Here is a 20493-nt window from a genome sequence, read left to right as displayed (position 1 = left end):
ATCACATCAGGAGGCGCACTTGCCTTGGGATTGGCCTGGGCGGGGGCATGAGCGTTGGCACTTGGCCATCACGCAGCAAAGTGCTATCTTGAGGCTGTCAGTGCGTTAAGAGGGACTGCCTGGAGCTCCACGCAGCCGTCCTGCGCTAAGACGCTGATTTGATGGCATTTTGCCCCCTAACCCGAGCTTCACCCTAGGTTTTGATTGCATTTCAACACCAAGGGATGTGAGAATCAGGAAGCAGGAAGCCATAGAAAGCGCTTAGCTGCCCCTTTATTACGTGAGGAATACATTATGAAGCCAAAACTTGAATTGATTGCCAAAGAGATCGATTTAGGATTCATGTGATCTAGACCTTTCAAGAGGCAACTGAGCGCCAACCCCACAGGGTGGCGCTTTTTTTATGGATAAAATTAGTAATGTTCAACCTTGTCAACAAATACAAATACCTGCTTCCAATAGTGTATACCATTATCGGACTTTTACTCATTAGTGTGCTCAGCGTATTTGCCTATGCGCAATACAAGTGCACGACGTGCACACTTGCCACTGTCAACCCTTCATTCTTTCTAATGCCCCTCCTCGCCTACGGCAGCATTGGGCTTGTTGGCTTGACCATCGGTTTTAATCGAAAAACAGCCAGCGAGAAGAACGCGCTCGACTTTGACAAGGCTATGAGCGAACTGACCGAGTCCTTCAAAGTTATCGGTGAAGTCCGCAAAACGCTTGTTTCCCATGACTCAAAGCTCGATAGAAGAAAAGCGTATGGTTTCATGCAGGATCTGGAAGGCGCAGTAAAAGCCGAGAAGGAAAAAGCGCAAGCCGCTGTTCCCGTGCCACCTGCAAGCTCCACACCAGCAGCAGCCCCAAACTTCGCGTTCATGATGCTCAACTCAAGCACCAAAGAACAAGGCTCGAACAGCTTTATCTTCTTCTCGACTGGAGTTGATGGAGCTGGCTCTACCGACGCAGGCTCTGGCTCTGCTGTGGGTGTAGCTGCCGTGGCTAGCGCGCCTGCCGCTGCCGGCGTGGCCAGTGCTGTTAGCATTGCTAGTTCACCCGGTGTTGCTGGTATTACTGGTGTTACTGGTTCAAGTGGGTTAGCAACAACAGCACCCACTGCCACCGAAGTTTGGCAAGCCGCTGGAAAGATCCTGAATGCCTTTGAAGGCTGTGCCAATGCCATTCGCTATGGCATTTACGACGAAGATTTGATCTACAATGTCTATGGTAGTCAGTTTATCAATTTCTACGAGCTGATCTACGGCCTTATGAAGTCACGGCAACGTGAGTTCCCGCGCGCCTGGGTAAATTTCGAATGGCTCGCAGTTAAGTGGACTTTGCGCCGGAAAATCACGGGCGTCACTTCCAAGGAATGGGAAGAGACCTCCTATATCATCCAGGAGTCCTTGGTCGCCATTAAGGAACATACCAAGGTCAGGCCAAATCCTGAGAAGCTCCAGACATTCATGAATAAACTGGAACGTCGGAAATTCCCGGCTTGATAAGCTTTGCTGAAAGGATTAGACAGGGTGGGCGAGCTCTCACCCTTTGCCCCTTTCCTCTCTCGTCTGCCGTGACCAGCACCGCCCGATCCTCCATTACCGATCACAGCTCTGTGCGGCCACACGGCCCTGTTCAACCTCAAGGCCGCAGGGCATGCGCGCCGGTGCCGAAACAGCATTAGTCCGGGTGATCGCGGTGCTCGGTGCCCGTCGACAACAATTATGCTGGGAACCAGATACGGCCATGGGCCCTCGGACGCTCGAATTGTTGGTTGCCAGATCGGTGCGCAGCGGTAAAAGGGCTGCGTCGATCATGATTCTGATCCAGTCGGCACGCATAAATGGGCATCATCCGTATACCTATCACAAGGATGTGCTGACACGCCTGCCGAGGCTACGAGTCAATGAAATAGAGCTGCAGATATCGTATAAGTGTATGCAGGCTTGGCTGCGTTGCGGGGATACAGTCGCGCTGAGAGGCAAGCTTCCAGCGTAATCGAGGCGGCGTGACGCGTTGCTTACCAACCGAGATAAAGCAGAGGGCTTCAATTGTTTGTGATCCGCACAGACCAAGGCAAGAAGTAGTGCGCAAGGCGCATAGCCCTCTATAAATTGGGAACGGACTAAATGATGAAATACCCTGGACACCCTACTACGCCCCCAAGCTGGTATCGCGACGATACTCCGTCGCCCATCGAGAGCGCGTTCACTGAAGCAGCGGCAGACCTCGCTGAGAAAATCCAGCGTGAGCACTGGTTTGGGGACAGTCAGAAGCATCATCGTTTTCGAGTTGACTTCCTCCTAAAGGACGCTCGGCTAATAATTGAGCTTGACGGGCACGAATATCATTCTACTAAGGAACAGATCGCGAGAGACATGCAGAGGCAACGCTATCTAGCGCGAGCAGGCTATACTGTCCTCAGGTTCACCGGGAGAGAGATCCACCAGAGCGCGGATCAATGTGTTGCTATCGTCAGAGAAACGTATCGAGAAATACTCCAGCGAGCCCCTGCGAAGTACAGGGTGATGTACGTAGACTACTCATTCTTACAAAAGCAAACTCACGCCACACTGCGCCTATATAAGAGACTTTATCCTGAGAGGAAGCTTTGCGCACCTTCACTGGGAGAGCTCATCCCGCATGCTATCAAGTGGTTGCACGAAAAATCTTTTATCACTGTCTATGTATTTGCCCCACCTCACTTAGAGGACGAAATTAAGGCGCTGGACTCAGAGGTTCTTGAATACGAGAAAGGTGAGGTAAAATTCACCGCACGGGCAAGTGAATTCTACTCCATTGATCTCGGAGAGCACATGCAGGGCTATGCTCACCTTTTTGATGAATTCATTTTGATTGCTGACGATCCCGTTTACGTAGATCCACTTATCGCAGTATTGCCTCATCAGTTGAGCCAGCGAGCAGTCGGCGAATTTACTCACGAATATCTAGCGAACGGAAAGCTTCTTCGCCTCGGTAATGAGGAAACGTCCTTGATCGCAGGAAACCTCAATCGCGTTCTCTGGCAGGATGTCGGCTACGCTATCGGATCAGCAATGGGGCTTCATTTTCATGAGCTGTAGCACATTCTGTCGAGCATTCATTTGATACAGAGTCGTGCCACCAAAGAAGATCATAATGCCAAGCCCCCCCCCCTGTCGACGATCAAGAGAGAGGCGTCATCACCCCCCTTCAGGATTTCCATTGCGCAGTCAACGCGCAGGGTTTGGCGCACCCTCATAACCTTCGACTATCCGAGCAGTCATTCCTCTTCCCGATCCTCACCTACCTCGCCCTCCGCTTCCCCATATTCGCCCTGGGCGTTGTCAGCGTCATCGCCGTCGTCATTCGCAGGCTTGGCAATGATTTCCAAGGCCACTGGGATGTCTAGTCGCTCAATCCGATCCACCGCAGCCTGCAGGCTGACTTTGCTGAAAAAGGGAAGATCCAGGTCGCCGTTTCTGTAGGGTTTGCGCATCACCCCATACACAACTGTGTAATCAGCCCGTGCCACGCGACCATTGATGGCGGGCAACAGTGCCAAGGCCGGCCGCCTGCGGGTGCTCACAACCCTGCGCAGCTTCTTGCGAAAATCCGCATCACTCACCAGCGCTTCCGCACTGACCACGCCTTGCGACCACAGATGGCTGATGGGGCCTGACGAGTGTCCGTCCTTCAGGTGGATGAACTGCCTAGCGTTCGACAGAAAATCGCACGGCTCAATGTTCGCGTATCGAACCCCTTCGGGGTTGATCTTCACCTGATCCAGGCACAGCAGGTCAGCCCGGTTTTCCTCCAGATGAGCGATGAGCTCCCGCTCATTCCGGCAATGCGTGGGCCCGATGATTTCCACCCTCGGAATAGCCTGGAAACGCTCCTCCACCTGACGCTTAAAGTTGCGCTCGACGCAGTACCATTGCCCGGAGAAAAGGACGTAGCTGTTGTTGACACCACCAGACCGGACGTTGGTTTCAAAGGTAAAGCAGTTGTAGACGCGCCATTGCACCTTGAAGACGTCCGAGTCCGGGGCTTTGGCCTTGATGTAGTGGCGCTCGCGGATGTCATCAATGGTGCCGTCGAATTCGCAGCGATCGAGCTCGGCGACGTAGTCCTCGATCGACAGGCTGTGAAAATCCGTGCCGCTGCTGCCGAAGCCGTTGTAGTGCAGCAGGCACCCCTCCTGGTAATCAACGATCTCCGGGGGCGCCATGTGGAGCTCACTGTCCCTTCCTTCACGCAATGCTCGCAATGCCGTGAATAGCTTGCGATCAAGGGCGTTCAGGGTGGCCCTATCCCGGACAACCTGCATGTTGTCGATCCACGGGAAGCGCTGCTTGTACGTGTTGGTGCGGTAGGCGCGCAGAATCTGCTCGCACTTGGTCAGCAAGTCGTCCGACGCGAGCTTGCAGGTGATGGAAAGGCTGTCTCGACCCGCAACGAATTTCGCAAAATTTGCTTCGTTAGGGGTGCCGCCGGCAACGCGCGCAAGATCCCTCAGCACGTCAACGCCGAAGTCTTGGAAATCACTGTCTTTGCTGGCCTGCACGCGCTTCTGGAACGTCACGGCGTCAGGGGTCGCCAGATCCAGCGTGCGCAACCCATCACGTGGCACCGAGTTCAGCGTGACTTTCAGGCCGAACTGGCGCTCGAACGCCTCTTCTTCCAACGCCATGTGGATGTGCCCAAAGCAGATCGCGAAAATCCGATCATCGACGGGCAGGAACAGCACGGCACCGGCGCCGCTGGCGATCAGGTTGTCAGGCTGTGCGCCCACCTGCTCCTCGACAAAGGAAATCCAGCCGGGCCTGCTGGTGAAGATCTGGCCGACCAACAAATGCGCACCTTCGACCCCTGGCCAGTCCGATCGCGTAAGTCGATTGCGACGCGCCCCCGATATGTACTCTTCCTTGAGGGCCTCGTCGGCCTCGTAGTCACTACGCAGTAACCGTACGGAAAGCGTCCTGACTTTCTCCGGATTGGGCAAGGCAGCACTCCCTAAACATGCTGATGATCTGGGCTCGGTTTTTGGCCCTGGGTGTTTGTTCGTTTGGCTTGGTTTTTTTTGGCCTGGGTTTGTTCATGGCCTGGATGGTTCTTGGCCTGGGTTGCTTACCTGGCACCGACGCGGAGACCGGTACGGCTAGCATTGGGCCAGCATGACTATGGGCTAGAAAACGTGTTTTTTCCAGGTAAGGAATTGGCTCGCGCGGACGTCGATGAGGGGGCGTTTGCAGGTACCGGCGTCAGAGCGAATGAGGGAGCGGTAGCGATAAGAGCAACAGGCTTCTGCTGGATGAGGAAGCTCGTTTGATGGCAAGAAGATCAGGGCATCCGAGCACAGGGATGTGCTTGAGTTCCACACCCGAGGCAGTGCGGCCCATGGACGTGTTCCAAGCAATGACCGAGCTCAAGCCAACCATCGTCCACTTCAGTGGTCATGGCACGAGTGCCGACACGCTGGTGCTTCAGGACGATCAGGGAAACCCGAAACATGTTCCTTTGGAAGGCATCGTAAGCGCTATGGCTATTGGCTCTGAAAACCTGAAGCTGGTCTTCTTCAATACGTGCCACTCGTTCAACCAGGCCGAAGCATGCATACGCCACATACCGGCAGCGATTGGCATGAACCGCGACGTGGGAGATCTCCCCGCTCGATTCTTTGCCGCACAGTTCTACTCAGCGATCGGTTTCGGCCATTCCGTCCAGAGAGCCTTTCACCAAGCCAAAGCCTTGGTCGCGATGGAGTTTCCAGGCGAAGAAGCCATACCTGAGGTGTATGAGCAGGATGAGGGGTCGCTGGTTTTGGTGAGGCCTTCAGAGTTTTGATTGCACTCTTGCCCTGATTTGCTTTGTTCGGGAAAGTTTCCAAGCAAATGCTGCGCTTTCCACTAGCAGGGTGGAGAACATTCCATGAAGAGCTTACTGAAAAAGTGGTTGACACTAACACTGTATGCACATACAGCTAGCTCGTCAACCCACGGTTCCCTCTTCAACTAGCGAGCAACACAGCTTTGCAATGTGCCTGGGTAGAGTTGCGCTACAAACAGGATGTTTGTGACGTATTGAGATAGCCCCTAGCGGGGCTTTTTTCGTTTTTGTGCCCGGTCGGCTGCCCAGAACTGTTCGGCTTTCACGTAACCCTCTCTGAGCTCTGCATAATCGACCGCGCAGCGAAAATCCCCTGATCAAACCTTGCGGGGGTCTCCCTCTTTTCCAACGGTTTCGACGGGACGTGTTCTTTCTGCTCCGGGTTCGGTTGTGGCTTTATCTCAGGCCGAGTCGTAGCTGGGTCGTCGACAGACGGATGCGGGGTTGCTGGAGCTTGAGGCGATGGAACGGCGAGCGTAGCCGCTGAGGGTGCAGGGGCGCTATAGGTAAAGGCGTAAATAGAAATACCCAGCGCCGCGAGCCCAAGCATCGCAGTACCACGGCAACTGACCCTGTAGAAGAGCCCCTCAGCTTGCTCAATGGGCTCCCCAACCATTTTCTTGAATTCAGCTTCAGACAGAAAGCGATACAGCTTTGGCTGCCAGTCCTTACGCAGCTTTCGCTGGATGCTGATGAACTTTCGGCCCGACATCACGTTCAGTACCGTGTAGCCAAATGCGACCGCCATTACGATCGAGATCAGGTACGGGTTGATCTGCAACGTGAGCCTCGCGGCAATCAGGCCCAGGCCAACAGTCAGCGCCGTGGAGATCGCGGCAATTGATTGGCGAGTCGCGTCTGTGGCCTTCGACGTTTCCTCCGTCACGGCCTTACGAAGATCTGTAAGGGATTTCAGTGTGTCTTTGGTGATTTCCGAGACCGCCATCTGATAAGCGATTCTCGCGCAATCCAAGGCAGCGGCCAGGTTCTCCCTGAAGTACTCCTGTACCTCCCCGTCCGCCCGACCGGAGCGCGCGATTTCGGCGGACAACAGGATGTGCTTCACCTCTGCTTCCCGCGCGTTATCGAACACCCATGCCGCTGCCTCCTGGACAACCTCGAAGTCTTTAAGCGAGATGGATGGAGTCCCCTCGACCGCCTCTGGGATTGTCAGGTTGAGCTTGGGCGGCCCTTTGAAGGTGAGCTTGCTACCACTGGTGTCGATTTCATTCGCAAAGCAACAGCTGAGGGCACCGAACGCCTGCGCTGCCCAGAGCATGTGTAAAGGATCAGCCTCATCGAGATGGTGTCCTTCTGCGAGCAACCAATGGCGCACATCCTCCGGTACTTTGCGGAGGGTCGCTGATTCTTTCACCAGGAGTCGAGGTGACTTGGTCGCCTGTGATTCGGTGTAGTCGCCCCCTTCACCCCAACCACAATATGCCCTCGCTCTGGTATTGAAAGGCTGAGTGAGGCCAAGCAGGTGCCAACGTGCAGCAGCGTGTCCATTGACCAGGAACGCCTTGAAGCCTACTTCCGTCGCCACATAGAGGGCCTGCTCCTGGACATGGTCTTCCGGAAGTGGCTTCTCCAGCTCAACGCGGAACGGCCCGAAATCTTCATCCTCGTCATCGACGTCAGTTTCGCTGCTCGCGCAGTCGTAGATCGTGAATGACCAGGCAGCAGCGACAGCGGCTTTCTTGATCGACCGAGCAGTTTCCGCTGATAGGTCGGAAACGATGAGGGTAAGGTTGCCCTCTGTGATTAGCGCCTGACGCTTGCGCGATAGCTCGTTAAGCAGGCTGGCCAGGCTTTGGTGTGACAACGCTGTCCTCCTTGACTCGATCTGTATCGACGATGATTTGTTTCTTATCTCCGTCGAGCTGTATCACCTGGACGTTGGGGTTTTCCTTCCGATCGGGGAAGAGAATGGTGACGCCCTCAGCCGTGACGATCTTGCGCATGTAGGGCTGACGGAGGATCCGGCGATCGGGCTTGAAGCTCAGCTCGTGCAGCTTGCTCTTCCTGACACGACTCCGAGTCTCACGCTCCAGGCGGTTGGCTATTTTCTCATCCTCAGGATGACCCGCTGCCAGCATCACTGCCTCAACGATCGCCTCTTCATCAATGCGCCGGCGAGTGCCTAGGTTGGCCTGGGCTCTCTGGAGCGCCTTAGCAATATCCTGGCCGGGCAGGTGCTCAATGCAGGTCTGCAGCGCAGCCTTTAGGACTTTGCGGGTTATCTCGCTCAGCTCAGTGTCCGAGACTGCTCTACTCACAGCCAAGAAATCGGCGAAGTAGTCGGCAAGATCCACCCCTTGCTTGGTGCGATCGGTAGCCGAAATGTTCTGGTCGGCAACCCCGCTGATCACCCGAATCAGTGCCGTTTTCTGAATGGCCTTCTTCTCGTCTACCAAAGCATTCACGATACGCCGCAGCTTCTTTCCTGGAGCACCGTCATTCTGCTCCAACGCAAGCTTGTAGTCGTACTTGATCAGGCTGTAGATCTTCACATCCGGGTCTGCGACAGACAGCTCGAACATCAACAGAACGCCATCAGCACTGCCGCCCACGTGCGCACGGTTGAAACTGGCGGCTAGGGCCTGAGCGCCGGCCACGAAGGACGTGTCCGCACTTGCGATCGCCTCGACCTCGTTACGGGTCACCGATACCGCTTTGAACATGAAGACCGGCGCGGTGGCCATGTCCACGATCTTGCCGATGAAGAACGCTTCCTCCTCCAGAGCCCGCTCTGGCATGGCCGCGAAGTCCTTGGTACCCACGACATGCAAGATCATCCGTGTGATCTTGAGTGAATCAATCTCTTCGTCCGAAAAAAAGCTCATGCCATCTCCATGGAATCTGCCCCCCTCCTGAGCAGGAAGAGGAACCACCCGCCTCGGCATGCGCCCAGGCGACAATTAAGCATCAATTGCAGCCTGCAGGGCCGATGGCCACTTTCGCGGAGGGCTAGGATGTAATGCTGTGGCCGGAGCATATCCGGAAAGAATGGCCAGCAGCCAGTACAACAGCGCTGTGGGTGCATTAGCCAACTTAAGCAGCGTAAGGCCATCCCACAGTCGCCACGCCGATCAGCTTTTGCTGCCAGAAATCCTCACAACCGCCTGGCTCCTCCATAAAGAGTACATTTGTACCCAAACGCTACAAGTTTCTGCGTTGGGTTTCTCAATGGACGAAACTCTGCTAATTCACATGATCCGGAATGGATGAACGAGTGAGCTATTAGAGAATGTTGCATCTCAACAGAAATTAGTTAGAGAAAGTATTAATAAATATCATTGACACCAATGACATCTAGCAAGCGAGCCAAGGCTTGGGAAAATCGACGGATAGCATGAAGAATTAGATAGTGAGTGAAGTGATCATGCTTTAACCAAGGACTAACCTCGAACGCCTAATTCGCTCTAACAATGCGCTATTTATGAATGACTATGTAGCTCAGTAGAACCACCGGCAAGGCGACCATCCAGCGGAGCGACGTTATTAAGTCAAACACTCCACCTACGCAGCCCCGTCACCCACGCCATCTAAATCTTCTGAAAACCACTTGATATCTAATAGCACAAAATATAAAGCAACGGAAACTGACTTTGACTCCATTGATTTATTGCGGACACACTAAAACCCGGAAAATTCCGAACAAAATCAAAAAAGGGAAAAATTTGGATGCTCTTTAACTCAATCGCTTCCTAATTCTATCTAGCTCTCTAAGCTCATCCAATGTCGATATTTTAGCCCAAGGCCCATAAAATCCTGGCTCTGGGAAGTTTTCGGACTCCTCCCCTTCTAGAACTGTTTTATATATATCTGCCGCTTGTTCTACCATGCCATCAATCATCTTTAAGAATGTAACCAACGCACGCCTTAAAGTCTCAGACTCATCCACCACAGCTTGATCTATCTTTCCCTGCGTTGGCAAAGCCACTAAATCAATGCTTCTAATCTTTTCTTTAAGCAATAAATTCTGCGACTCAAGGCTCGCATTGCGTATCCTCAAAGCTTCTATATCGGTTATGACACTACCTGAAACTGCCTCCACGGAAGCCTCCGCCCCCAGGAAGTCTTCAAGTAGCTTACGGTAACTTGTATTCCTGAGCAGCGTAACGTGGCTCACAGGCTTACAAAGCTCCTCACGCTCTGAACCCGTCTGAGCGAAGAACGCTTTTAACTCAAACTCCGTTACCAGCTTAGCCACATCCTTGGCTAACCTGGTAACATTATTATACTTAGCATTAGAAAGAACAATCAGTGCCTTTCTAATAAACTCTATACGCTGTTGTCTATGATTTTCCCTATACTCATCGAACGTGTCCTTTTTCGGGTTCAGCATCGTGTTTCTCCACTTGGCTGTGCCCGATCCTATTGGTTATTAGCAAATCGGGTTTCACGGGCACTGGCGGTTTGGCTGCCGCCTGACTGATCTTGAAGACGTCCATAACGTCTAGTGCCTGTGAATTTACCATACTGCCAATTTGCGAAGCTAACGCCACGCCTGGTGGATGCTCACTGATATTGAGGACGCTATCTAGATCCCCCTGCTTCATCAGCAACATTGCTCGAAGATAGGCGAATTTAGTGTCCAGATCGGCGCTAGATGCGTCCGGAAAATTCTGGACGTCGATGAGCCGCTTAACCAAATGCTCCCCCTCGGTGAGCTCCACCCGCTTGAAGTGGATCAACAGATCATCCTTCTTGGGCACGAACAGCTTATCCGCCTGCCCATTGAGTGCCATTTGGTACAGCTGCTGCTCGATAGCCTCGTACGCAAAGACCTCACGAGCATATCTATCGTGATCCTCACTCAGCGTCTCGATCACCTGCCGATCAGCTGCGGTGCGTTTCAGATTCCGATAATGTTTCAGCTTGCGAAGCACCTCTACCATTAACTCCTTGCATTTGTCCTTTTCGGCACTGATCGTCGGTAGGTGACAAACTCCGCGAATGGCGTAATGACACATATCACAGGGCCTGCCAGCCCCCAGCAGCTCCAGAATCTCTTTGGGGCACCGATTGTTGAATGGACAGATGTGGGTTGGGTTGAAGGCAAATACCGTATCCTTACGAGCCCTTAGAATCTCAATTCCGCTTTGATCTTCCTTCACTCCAATCAAGCTGATCAGCCCATGCATTTTAATAGCTTGAGCCGGATCAGTTTTGATGTCAGCAGCTAATCGTGCATTGAGCTTGATGACCGCAGCAGCCAGCTCCGGAGCCTCTGCATCGTTGAGTTTCTCTGTGTTTTTCAGCAAATAATTCGCTAGTAGTTTCTGATGATTCGGAAGGTCATCCTCTTCAAATACAGAGTAATACCACACATGCGGTTCGGACTGACCTGTCATATATTGACCGACAACCCATGCAGGGAGGAACCTGACTGCTTCCGAGACGAAGCCAGCGCGCAGCCCGTGAGGCGTATAATCACTGACCATAGAATCAACAGTGATCCCCGCAAAGAACTCGTCGGTGTAAACAATAGGGATCTCACCCCCACCATTTCTCCTTCTTACGAAGACCAGGTCAGGGACTTTCAGATCTTTGAGTTGATTATGGATAAAGCACTGCAAAATCGACAGCATCACAGGATAATATCTATAGCTCGCCCAACTATTTTGCCCTTCCAGTGGCATTCTGAACAATGGCTTGAATTTGCCAAATTTAGAGCTCTCCTTATTTCCGTACCATAAAGGCTCGCTGTAGTTTTGCGCACTGCACTGTCCGTACCATTTCCTTTGCCTATCAAGGATGGCCATCACCGGACGAGCAACAATCGCAGTCCATTCGCCATGCGACTTATCACTACTAACAAACAGCGGCGACAGCTGGCTACCACTACTGCGATCCAGCATGCAATCGTATCGATCTTTATCAAGCCAGATGAGATGCTTCTGACGAAGGCCAGTCTCACACATAAGCTGCGTCAGGCGAACGTGATTAGGCACGATCCTAGGCACAACTTCGCCCCCAATCTCATAATCGATCGTACGATAGAAACGGGGAAGAAATTCAAACTTATGGATTTTTCCATCGCAGTAGAAGATAGGACAATAGTTCAATTTACTCTGATCAATAACCGTGACCCGAGCCTCCCCCCTACCCCACATCGACTCCCATTCAGAAGATTCTTGCAGTTCGGCTAGGCTAGGTTGATACAACGCCCCCTGAATGACCCCTGGCATTTGACCGTCAGCCATCATATTCAGATGCATAACCAAGTATTCCATGGAATAAAGCATACTCACAAAGGCACCAAAGTACGCTCGGGGAATTGGCCGTTTGACTGTACCGCTCCGCCGCCTCACCGGTGGATAGCAGGCTGACGAAAAATTGTTCGTAAAACGATCAGCATTTGGGATGGTGAACCGGTGCTCTTGCACCCAATCACAAAACTCGTCTGCACAAAGGACGCGCGAATACCACGACTCATTCCCCCAATCGTTAAACCTAGCGTAGCACTCAAGAAATTTCAGAAATGTCATGGGAGGTTCTTTCTCATACACAAGAACCCCATCTACAAAGTTAGCCTCACGAGTAAAATACAACACGCAATCGTAATCATTGAAAGAAGCCGGGTAATCTCGCAGATCTCCATCGCGAGCCAGGAAGAAATTAGGCAGATAAGTCGACAAGTATGCCAACTGCAAATTCAGCAGAAAAATCTGAGTTTTTTCGCTTTGCAACCGCTTCGATTTTACAAATGATCGGAAGGTGGCATCCACTCCAGCACAGAAGACCCTGACCTTCTCAGGCAACCTAGCATAAAACTTCGCACCACCCTCTTGCATATCAAATACAGGTTTAAGCATGTACGACTTGACGCAACGAGTGAAAAGAGCATCAAGATCTACGGGCTTAACGCCATTCCCATACTCGACGCCCTCGTCAAACGCGATGTCTGCAGCCGTCTTTTTTGCAGGTTTCTTTCTATTTTCCCGAGCAATTCTATTGACGTCGTCGATTTCCCTCCTGACTTCCGCGACTACCTCTTCTACCATTCCCCGAGCTGCAACGTTATCCCCGGCCAAAAAATACAGGAACTGCAACACACGGTATTGTCCAAGAGGCTTTTTTCGCCCAATACTATCTTTATAAACCGCAACACAGTACTCCCGAGTCAAATCATCCGAACAGTAAACCTGACCACTTAGCAACAGCTTAGTCCAACGTGTATAAGCGCTCTTGTCAAAATGACGATCGTGCTTGCTGGCGTATAACTTGTCATGATTCATATTCTTTCGTATCTGTTGGAGCGCAGGCGCTCCACCCAATGCGATCACTTTTTCAAGGACGCTATCCAGATGGCTTACGGCCCTCATCGAAAGAGGCAGGATGACCTGCCTCCTCGACCACATGAGAATAAAGACTAGCTTGAAGAAATTTGCGAGGGCCTGTTCTTGCCGTGGAGTGCACGAAGTCAGCTGGGGATGAACATCCGCGAATTTCGCATCAGGATCATCAGTGCAGCAATTCACCAGCGCACGATAATGACTTTTCTCCCACAACGAGAAGTTAATCATCGCCCCCTGAAAATAACTATCAACCTGATAAGTTGCATCGGGAGTTACCCCTGAAGAGTGCTCCTGATAGAAAGCTCTGACCTCTTTGCAAGCGCCTTGAATCGCAGAGGCGATCTCCGAACCAGGAATCAACCACATCATGGAGTTTTTGTATAAAATCTTCATACCATCTTTACTCTTTAAGCAGAACGAAATAGCGAATTTTGGACAAGAGAAGCCCACAGGACGCACTTTCTAATTAAGTGCGCCCGGATACTCCGCGCGTTTTTTGACTAGACGTTATTTACAGGGGCCAAATAGCACCAAAAGGTAGATCAGGCTTCGCTGGTTACAAATTTTTCAAGATGAGCAATTTGCTGCCTCAAATGCTCAATCTGTACCTTAGCTACATTGAAGGTACCATCTCGCATTCTCATAAGGTTCATCGCAGCCATGGACGCTCGAAGCATGTGGCTATCTTTGCGCGCATATCGCTGGACTGCAGTAGCGGAGGAGTGCCCAAGTAATTTCTGGACAACGCCAAGCTCGAAGCCAAAGGCACCAGGTTTGAAAGGATTTGGGCAGTGATTGTGCAAGTAGTACGCATACATATGGCGAAGAGCATGAAACCCATAGCTCTCGCCCGTCAACGCTTTAGCGGCTGCGTTGAAGCGCTCCCATACGGCTTGATAGGAGGATGGCATGCCCTCTCCGTTGATGAGGTTCCTAAACAGAAAATGATGCGACACAGGCCTGTGGCGCTTCATTTCCAGAGCACGCTGCTCGGCGATGTAAAGATCCAGATTCACCCAAAAATGAGAAGCGAACGGCTCTATCAAGAAGGTTTCGGGGTGCAAACGCCCTTTGTGGCTCAGCTTGCTGATAGCCACATCTGTCATGAAGCGGGACAGCTCTTTGATTCGAGTGTTCGGATCGATGATCTGAACGTAGTTGTCAAATGGCTTCCCAGGATAGATACATACATCAGACGTAAACATCGTCAGCGCTTCTGAGATACGGCAACCGCAGGCCGCTAGCAGTGACCATAGCGTCTTGTCCCTGAGGCACGTCGCGCTCTCGATAAGCTTCACACACAGGTCAATCGGAAAGACTTTTTCATCGCCACCATAGCTATCAGTATGTGCCATGGTTGACGGCTTGGAGGTGGCGACCAGCCCCACCTGTCGTATCCGTTTTGCCCCACCCGCTATGCATCCTGCCAACCAGCTACTGTTGCCAATTGCAATGCTGATCTTCGTAGGTGCAGCTACGTACTGAGAGGTGATTGCCGGCAGCGCTGAAACGAGATCTTTGCCTACGTAGCCGGTCTCCTGGAGCTGAAGGATTGCCTTTCTGAAAGTCTCACTCGCATCGATGAAGTTATTGACGGCAGTAAGGTGCTTCCGGATCGAGCTACCCCCCATTTTCCGGTCACCCAAAATCCTCGCGACGGATCGGCTCAGCTCGACACTGCTGCCCGAGCCATAAGCCAGGAAATTCTCGTACCCCTCGATTGCTTCAGTCAGAAGCAAAGGCGTGAGGCCCCCATTCAGATCGGCAACCACCTGGATGTATTGGATGAACAGCAGCACTGCTGGGCCATAGGCTTTCACTGTGTTCCAGGCCTGACGCTTCGAGAGCTCGAAGATCCAGGTGTCAAAGAACTCGCTGGTCACCACGTCAGCAGAAAGCATGCGGTACGTTGGCCTTCCGGCGCGAAACGTTTCCATGATGCTGATCGACACATCTACCACTGCAGCCATTAAGCCCCCGTCTCGGATGTAGGTTTGCTGGAATGGGCAAACCCCTAAGGCGCAACTACCAGTTGCAACGGGTGGCGATACTGCAACAAGACGCAACAACACGCAACCAAAACGTTGCACGTTTTAGTTTTCTTGTCGGCCTGGTGAGGTTGGGGTTAAGAAAATCGAGACGAAAAAAAAGGGCCTAGATTGCTCTAGGCCCTTAATTCATTGATGTTTGGCGGGAAACCAGGGATTCGAACCCTGGGAACGCTCTCACGTTCGCCGGTTTTCAAGACCGGTGCATTCAACCACTCTGCCAATTTCCCGGGGTGTTCGTAGCGCCACTGGACAACAGCACTATAAGATGCAACTAGAAGGGGCTTTAGATAAGAACTCTAGGATAGTTGCCCATCGACGGTTTTCAAGACCGTTGCCTTAAACCACTCGGCCACGCTTCCTCGTATTGCGGGCGCCATAATACCGAAATGAAACAAGCTGTCAAACTCTCTAGGTGGCTGGTCTGCGCGCCTCTGTTATGATCTTTGCATCTGAACGTTTCAAACCCACAGGAGTGTCGCCATGCGCGAACAGGATTACGCCGTCAACCACGGCCTGCAGGTCGAACAGCAAGAGGTCAGCCGCGTCCTGCGCAACACCTATGGCCTGCTGGCCATCACCCTCGCTTTCAGTGGTGTCATGGCCTATGTGGCCCAACAGATGCGCGTCGGCTACCCGAACATTTTCGTGGTGCTGATCGGCTTCTACGGCCTGTTCTTCCTCACCAACAAGCTGCGTGATTCGGTATGGGGCCTGGTGTCCACCTTCGCGCTGACCGGTTTCATGGGCTTCCTGCTCGGCCCTATCCTCAACCGCTACCTGGGCATGGCCGGCGGCGCTGAAGTGGTCAGCTCGGCATTCGCCATGACCGCACTGGTGTTCGGTGGTCTGTCGGCCTACGTGCTGATCACCCGCAAGGACATGAGCTTCCTGGGCGGCTTCATCACCGCAGGCTTCTTCGTGCTGCTGGGCGCTGTGCTGGCAAGCTTCTTCTTCCAGATCAGCGGCCTGCAACTGGCGATCAGCGCAGGTTTCGTGCTGTTCTCGTCGGTGTGCATCCTGTTCCAGACCAGCGCCATCATCCACGGTGGTGAGCGTAACTACATCATGGCGACCATCAGCCTGTATGTATCGATCTACAACCTGTTCGTCAGCCTGCTGCAACTGTTCGGGCTGATGGGTCGGGACGACTGATCCGAGCTTGGTTGGTTGAGTGTTGAAAAAGCCCGCTTCGGCGGGCTTTTTTGTGGGTGGCGTTTGAGAGGCGCTGTCTTCGCGCTCGTTCGCTGGCAAGGCCGACCCCTACGCCCCGCGGGCTGTAGCGCCAGATAATGCTGGCAAACTGGGCTACCCCAATCCCCGCGCGCGCCGTAGAATGCGCTCCTTTTTTCTGCCCGGGGCAGCAACACCCATGAGCTCACTCGAACAAGCGCCCGAACAGGCCAATGAACTGGTTCTAGGCCTGGAAGACCGGCCCCGGCCGCTGATCGCCCTGCTCGCTGCCCTGCAGCACCTGCTAGCGATCATCGTGCCTATCGTTACCCCCGGCCTGCTGATCTGCCAGGCACTCGGCGTATCGGCCCGCGATACCAACCTGATCGTGTCGATGTCGCTGGTGATCTCCGGGATCGCCACCTTCGTGCAATGCCGACGCTTCGGGCCCTTCGGCGCCGGGCTGTTGATCGTGCAAGGCACCAGCTTCAACTTCGTTGGCCCGCTGATCGCCGGCGGCGCGCTGATGGTCAAGCAAGGTACGCCCGTAGAAGGCGTAATGGCGGCGATCTTTGGTGTGGTGATTGCCGGCTCGTTCGTTGAGATGGGCATTTCGCGCATTCTGCCGTTCGTGAAACGCCTGATCACCCCCCTGGTCACCGGCATAGTAGTGCTGATGATCGGCCTCACGCTGATCAAGGTGGGCCTGATCAGCATGGGCGGCGGTTTCGGCGCCATGGCCAACGGCACCTTCGCCAACGGCGAAAACCTGCTGCTGTCCGGCGTGGTGCTGGCCATCATCGTGGTACTCAACCGCATCCCGGTGGTGTGGATGCGCAGTTGCGCGATCGTGATCGCGCTGGCCGTCGGCTACGCACTGGCCGGCTACCTGGGCCGCCTGGACTTTACCGGCATGCATGAAGCCGCCGTGTTCCAGGTGCCGGTGCCATTGCACTTCGGCCTGAGTTTCTCCTGGGCGCTGTTCATTCCGATGCTGGTGATCTACCTGGTGACTTCGCTGGAAGCCATCGGCGACGTTACCGCCACCAGCAAGGTATCGCGCCAGCCGGTCGAAGGCCCGCTGTGGATGCAACGCATCAAGGGCGGCGTGCTGGTCAACGGCGCCAACTCGCTGCTGGCCGGTGTATTCAACACCTTCCCCAGCTCGGTGTTCGCGCAGAACAACGGCGTGATCCAGCTGACCGGTATTGCCAGCCGCCATATCGGTATCTGGATTGCCGCAATGCTGGTGATTCTGGGGCTGTTCCCAAGCGTGGCCGGGGTGATCCAGGCGGTGCCGGAGCCGGTGCTGGGTGGCGCTGCGATGGTGATGTTCGGTGCCGTAGCGGCCTCGGGTATCAATATTCTGGCCAGCATCAGCCTGGACCGTCGCGCCCTGCTGATCATCGCGGTGTCCCTGGCGTTGGGCCTGGGCGTGGCGCAGGTGCCGGAATTCCTGGCGCACATGCCATCGGCACTGCGCAATGTGCTGGAGTCTGGCGTGGCAACCGGTGGCATCTGTGCGCTGGTGCTGAACTGGTTCCTGCCCGAGTCCAAAGCCCAGAACTGAGGCCGCTTGCCAAGCTGCCCCAACCAGGCCCGCGCCCACAAGGCGCGGGCTTTTTGCTTTATCATGGGCGCAGTTTTGCTGACAGAGCCTGCCATGAAGTTCGCCCTCGCGGTATTTTCCCCCGGCCATGCGCCCTCCTCGCGCCGTGCACTGCTGTTCGCCCAGGCTGCCCTGGCCAGCGGGCACGAGATCGTGCGGCTGTTTTTCTATCAGGATGGCGTGCACAGCGCCTCGGCCAACGTGGTCGCGCCGCAGGATGAGCTGGACGTGCCGGCGCAATGGCGTGCCTTCGTCACCGAGCACCAGCTCGATGCAGTGGTGTGCATCGCCGCCGCCCTGCGCCGTGGCGTGTTGAACGCCGAAGAGGCCCAGCGTTATCAGCGCCCCGCGGTGAACCTGCCCGCGCCGTGGGAGCTGTCGGGCCTGGGTCAGTTGCACGAGGCTGCACAAACCGCCGACCGCCTGGTCTGCTTTGGAGGCGACTGAAATGGCCAAGTCATTGCTGATCATCAGCCGCCAGGCCCCCTGGGCCGGCCCGTCGGCCCGCGAGGCACTGGACATCGCCCTGGCCGGCGGCGCCTTCGACTTGCCGCTGGGCATGCTGTTTCTGGATGACGGCGTGTTTCAGCTGGCACCTGCACAGCAACCGGCACAGCTGCAACAGAAGAACCTGGCGGCCAATCTCCAGGCGCTGCCGATGTTCGGCGTGGAGGCCCTGTTCGCCGACGCCCGCAGCCTGCTCGAGCGCGGCCTGGACGCTGAACACCTGACACTGGACGTCGAGGTACTCGACGACGCTGCACTGGCAGCCCTGATCGACCGTTTTGACCAGGTGGTAACCCTCTGATGAGCACCCTGCACGTCATTTCCCACTCGCCGTTCGGCGATAACCGCCTGAGCAGTTGCCTGCGCCTGCTGGGCAGCAACGACGGCCTGCTGCTGTGCGGCGACGCGGTGTACGCGCTGCAGCCCGGCAGCGAGCCGCTGAAGGCGCTGGAGCACGCCAACCTGGGCGCAAGGCTGTTTGCGCTGGAAGAAGACCTGCAAGCCCGCGGCATCTCCAGCGACGCGGCCCGGGCCATCGACTACCCGGCGTTCGTGCAGCTGTCGCTGGACCACGACAAGGTCAACAGCTGGCTATGAGCACCCTGAGCCTCGACAACCGCGACATTGCCCTGGACAAGGACGGCTTCCTGGTCGACCTGAAGGACTGGTCAAAGCCCGTGGCACAAGCCCTGGCCGAGCGCGAAGGCCTGGAACTGACTCCCGAACACTGGGAGGTACTGGAGCTGCTGCGCCAGTTCTACCAGGAGTTCGAGCTGTCGCCGGCCACGCGCCCGCTGATCAAGTACACCGCCTTGAAGCTGGGCCCGGACAAAGGCAACAGCCTGCACCTGAACCGCCTGTTCAACGGCACCCCCGCCAAACTTGCCGCGAAGCTCGCGGGCCTGCCAAAGCCGACCAACTGCATATGACTGCCCCTACCCCGCTCACCCTCGAAACGCCCGCCGAACACCCCTTCGCCCAGTTCGTGCGCATTTTGGGCAAAGGCAAACGCGGCGCCCGCGGCCTGACCCGGGAAGAAGCCCGCGAGGCCATGGGCATGCTGCTGGACGGCAAGGTCGAGCAGACGCAGCTGGGCGCCTTCCTGATGCTGCTGCGTCACAAGGAGGAGAGCCCCGAGGAGCTGGCTGGCTTCACCGAAGCCGTGCGCCAGCGTGTACAGGCACCGCCCATCGCGGTCGACCTGGACTGGCCGAGCTATGCGGGCAAGAAGCGCCACCTGCCGTGGTTTCTGCTGGCGGCCAAGTGCCTTGCGAAAAACGGCGTGCGCATCCTGCTGCACGGCGGCGGCGCTCACACCGCCGGGCGCCTGTATACCGAGCAGGTGCTGGAACAGGTGCAGATCCCGCTGTGCCGCGACTGGGCCAGCGTCGCCAGTGCCCTGGACGAGCACTGCATCGCGTTCATCCCCCTGCAGGACTGGGCGCCGCGCCTGCAGCACATGATCGACCTGCGCAACACCCTGGGGCTGCGCTCGCCCATTCACTCCCTGGCACGGGTGCTCAACCCGCTGGGGGCGCGGTGCGGCCTGCAGAGTATCTTCCACCCCGGCTACCAGGCCGTACACCGCGAAGCCAGTCGGCTGCTGGGCGATACGGCGATTGTGGTCAAGGGTGACGGCGGTGAAATCGAGATCAATCCGGATGCCACCAGCCACCTGTACGGCACTGCCCATGGCCAAGACTGGGATGAAGAATGGCCGCAGCTGTCGGCCCAGCGCCATGTGAAGCCGGCCAGCCTCGACCTGCAGCACCTGCTGGCAGTATGGCGCGGCGAGGCCCGCAACAGCTACGGTGAACTGGCTCTTGTATCGAGCATGGCGCTGGCGCTACGCGGCTTGGGGCAAACCCGAGAGGACGCCTTCACGCAGGCGCAGCACTGGTGGGATCAACGCCTGAGCTAGGCGACTGATCGGGGTTTTCGATCAAACAGGCCGATGCTTTGCGCCATTGGTTCGAAC

At 55.1% G+C, this 20493-nt stretch carries 16 protein-coding genes, 2 tRNA genes and 1 pseudogene; 11 read left to right on the top strand and 8 right to left on the bottom strand.

What is annotated here, in order from left to right; translation table 11 throughout:
- Positions 1–419 precede the first annotated feature (419 nt).
- The 3 genes and pseudogenes from JZZ72_RS01925 (at position 420) to JZZ72_RS01915 (ending at position 3086) form a co-directional block, all read left to right on the top strand.
- Positions 420–1505, top strand: coding sequence for a DUF4760 domain-containing protein (locus JZZ72_RS01925; protein ID WP_210013953.1), 1086 nt, complete (start codon positions 420–422; stop codon positions 1503–1505).
- A gap of 200 nt (positions 1506–1705) precedes the next feature.
- Positions 1706–2001, top strand: a pseudogene (locus JZZ72_RS01920) (transposase domain-containing protein); the annotation flags it as partial.
- Between the two features lie 134 nt (positions 2002–2135).
- On the top strand, positions 2136–3086 hold the full coding sequence (locus JZZ72_RS01915) for an endonuclease domain-containing protein (RefSeq protein WP_210013952.1): 951 nt from the start codon (positions 2136–2138) through the stop codon (positions 3084–3086).
- Positions 3087–3265: 179 nt separating this feature from the next.
- Here JZZ72_RS01915 and JZZ72_RS01910 read toward each other — a convergent pair whose 3' ends face one another.
- Entirely contained in the window at positions 3266–4987 is a 1722-nt protein-coding gene (locus tag JZZ72_RS01910; protein ID WP_210013951.1) for a DUF6119 family protein, read from the bottom strand.
- Between the two features lie 395 nt (positions 4988–5382).
- Between JZZ72_RS01910 and JZZ72_RS01905 the strand changes: the two genes are divergently transcribed.
- On the top strand, positions 5383–5829 hold the full coding sequence (locus JZZ72_RS01905; protein ID WP_210013950.1) for a hypothetical protein: 447 nt from the start codon (positions 5383–5385) through the stop codon (positions 5827–5829).
- Between the two features lie 304 nt (positions 5830–6133).
- Here JZZ72_RS01905 and JZZ72_RS01900 read toward each other — a convergent pair whose 3' ends face one another.
- From JZZ72_RS01900 to JZZ72_RS01870, 7 genes are all read right to left on the bottom strand, one after another.
- The gene (locus JZZ72_RS01900) at positions 6134–7696 is read right to left on the bottom strand and encodes a hypothetical protein (RefSeq protein WP_210013949.1); all 1563 of its coding nucleotides are present in this window, start codon (positions 7694–7696) and stop codon (positions 6134–6136) included.
- Positions 7665–8717, bottom strand: a complete 1053-nt coding sequence (locus JZZ72_RS01895) for a nucleoid-associated protein (RefSeq protein WP_210013948.1) — start codon at positions 8715–8717, stop codon at positions 7665–7667. Before JZZ72_RS01895 ends, JZZ72_RS01900 begins: the two co-directional genes overlap by 32 nt.
- A gap of 848 nt (positions 8718–9565) precedes the next feature.
- Complete coding sequence (locus JZZ72_RS01890; protein ID WP_210013947.1) at positions 9566–10222, bottom strand: hypothetical protein; 657 nt, start codon at positions 10220–10222, stop codon at positions 9566–9568.
- A complete protein-coding gene (locus JZZ72_RS01885) occupies positions 10191–13571 on the bottom strand; it encodes a hypothetical protein (protein ID WP_210013946.1) in 3381 nt (1126 codons plus the stop codon). Before JZZ72_RS01885 ends, JZZ72_RS01890 begins: the two co-directional genes overlap by 32 nt.
- Before the next feature lie 149 nt (positions 13572–13720).
- Complete coding sequence (locus JZZ72_RS01880; RefSeq protein ID WP_210013945.1) at positions 13721–15148, bottom strand: tyrosine-type recombinase/integrase; 1428 nt, start codon at positions 15146–15148, stop codon at positions 13721–13723.
- Between the two features lie 218 nt (positions 15149–15366).
- A tRNA-Ser gene (locus tag JZZ72_RS01875) sits at positions 15367–15456 on the bottom strand.
- Between the two features lie 45 nt (positions 15457–15501).
- A tRNA-Ser gene (locus JZZ72_RS01870) sits at positions 15502–15588 on the bottom strand.
- Between the two features lie 121 nt (positions 15589–15709).
- On the opposite strand from JZZ72_RS01870, the gene JZZ72_RS01865 reads away from it, so the two are divergent.
- From JZZ72_RS01865 to JZZ72_RS01835, 7 genes are all read left to right on the top strand, one after another.
- A complete protein-coding gene (locus JZZ72_RS01865; RefSeq protein WP_043860836.1) occupies positions 15710–16381 on the top strand; it encodes a Bax inhibitor-1/YccA family protein in 672 nt (223 codons plus the stop codon).
- 217 nt (positions 16382–16598) lie between these two features.
- Positions 16599–17969, top strand: coding sequence for a nucleobase:cation symporter-2 family protein (locus tag JZZ72_RS01860; RefSeq protein ID WP_043860837.1), 1371 nt, complete (start codon positions 16599–16601; stop codon positions 17967–17969).
- Positions 17970–18062: 93 nt separating this feature from the next.
- Complete coding sequence (gene tusD, locus JZZ72_RS01855; protein WP_043860838.1) at positions 18063–18455, top strand: sulfurtransferase complex subunit TusD; 393 nt, start codon at positions 18063–18065, stop codon at positions 18453–18455.
- 1 nt (position 18456) lies between these two features.
- Positions 18457–18816 (top strand): sulfurtransferase complex subunit TusC, encoded by a 360-nt coding sequence (gene tusC, locus JZZ72_RS01850; protein WP_043860839.1) that lies wholly within the window; start codon positions 18457–18459, stop codon positions 18814–18816.
- Complete coding sequence (tusB, locus tag JZZ72_RS01845; RefSeq protein ID WP_058541209.1) at positions 18816–19112, top strand: sulfurtransferase complex subunit TusB; 297 nt, start codon at positions 18816–18818, stop codon at positions 19110–19112. The genes tusC and tusB overlap by 1 nt, the downstream gene beginning before the upstream one ends.
- Positions 19109–19444, top strand: a complete 336-nt coding sequence (locus JZZ72_RS01840; RefSeq protein WP_043860841.1) for a TusE/DsrC/DsvC family sulfur relay protein — start codon at positions 19109–19111, stop codon at positions 19442–19444. The genes tusB and JZZ72_RS01840 overlap by 4 nt, the downstream gene beginning before the upstream one ends.
- Positions 19441–20436 carry a glycosyl transferase family protein gene (locus JZZ72_RS01835; protein ID WP_078480769.1) on the top strand — a complete coding sequence of 332 codons (996 nt, stop codon included), beginning with the start codon at positions 19441–19443 and terminating at the stop codon, positions 20434–20436. Before JZZ72_RS01840 ends, JZZ72_RS01835 begins: the two co-directional genes overlap by 4 nt.
- Positions 20437–20493: the final 57 nt, after the last annotated feature.

The sequence above is a fragment of the Pseudomonas palmensis genome (assembly GCF_017848315.1).
Lineage (GTDB): Bacteria > Pseudomonadota > Gammaproteobacteria > Pseudomonadales > Pseudomonadaceae > Aquipseudomonas > Aquipseudomonas palmensis.
This window is presented reverse-complemented; position numbering and strand designations above follow the sequence as displayed.

Coding starts and splice junctions, on each gene's coding strand:
- JZZ72_RS01880 (WP_210013945.1), bottom strand. CDS start 15,148: ATGGCTGCAGTGGTAGATGTGTCGATCAGCATCATGGAAACGTTTCGC.
- JZZ72_RS01905 (WP_210013950.1), top strand. CDS start 5,383: ATGGACGTGTTCCAAGCAATGACCGAGCTCAAGCCAACCATCGTCCAC.
- JZZ72_RS01835 (WP_078480769.1), top strand. CDS start 19,441: ATGACTGCCCCTACCCCGCTCACCCTCGAAACGCCCGCCGAACACCCC.
- JZZ72_RS01840 (WP_043860841.1), top strand. CDS start 19,109: ATGAGCACCCTGAGCCTCGACAACCGCGACATTGCCCTGGACAAGGAC.
- tusC (WP_043860839.1), top strand. CDS start 18,457: ATGGCCAAGTCATTGCTGATCATCAGCCGCCAGGCCCCCTGGGCCGGC.
- JZZ72_RS01895 (WP_210013948.1), bottom strand. CDS start 8,717: ATGAGCTTTTTTTCGGACGAAGAGATTGATTCACTCAAGATCACACGG.
- tusB (WP_058541209.1), top strand. CDS start 18,816: ATGAGCACCCTGCACGTCATTTCCCACTCGCCGTTCGGCGATAACCGC.
- JZZ72_RS01925 (WP_210013953.1), top strand. CDS start 420: ATGTTCAACCTTGTCAACAAATACAAATACCTGCTTCCAATAGTGTAT.
- JZZ72_RS01890 (WP_210013947.1), bottom strand. CDS start 10,222: ATGCTGAACCCGAAAAAGGACACGTTCGATGAGTATAGGGAAAATCAT.
- JZZ72_RS01915 (WP_210013952.1), top strand. CDS start 2,136: ATGAAATACCCTGGACACCCTACTACGCCCCCAAGCTGGTATCGCGAC.
- JZZ72_RS01865 (WP_043860836.1), top strand. CDS start 15,710: ATGCGCGAACAGGATTACGCCGTCAACCACGGCCTGCAGGTCGAACAG.
- JZZ72_RS01860 (WP_043860837.1), top strand. CDS start 16,599: ATGAGCTCACTCGAACAAGCGCCCGAACAGGCCAATGAACTGGTTCTA.
- JZZ72_RS01885 (WP_210013946.1), bottom strand. CDS start 13,571: ATGAAGATTTTATACAAAAACTCCATGATGTGGTTGATTCCTGGTTCG.
- tusD (WP_043860838.1), top strand. CDS start 18,063: ATGAAGTTCGCCCTCGCGGTATTTTCCCCCGGCCATGCGCCCTCCTCG.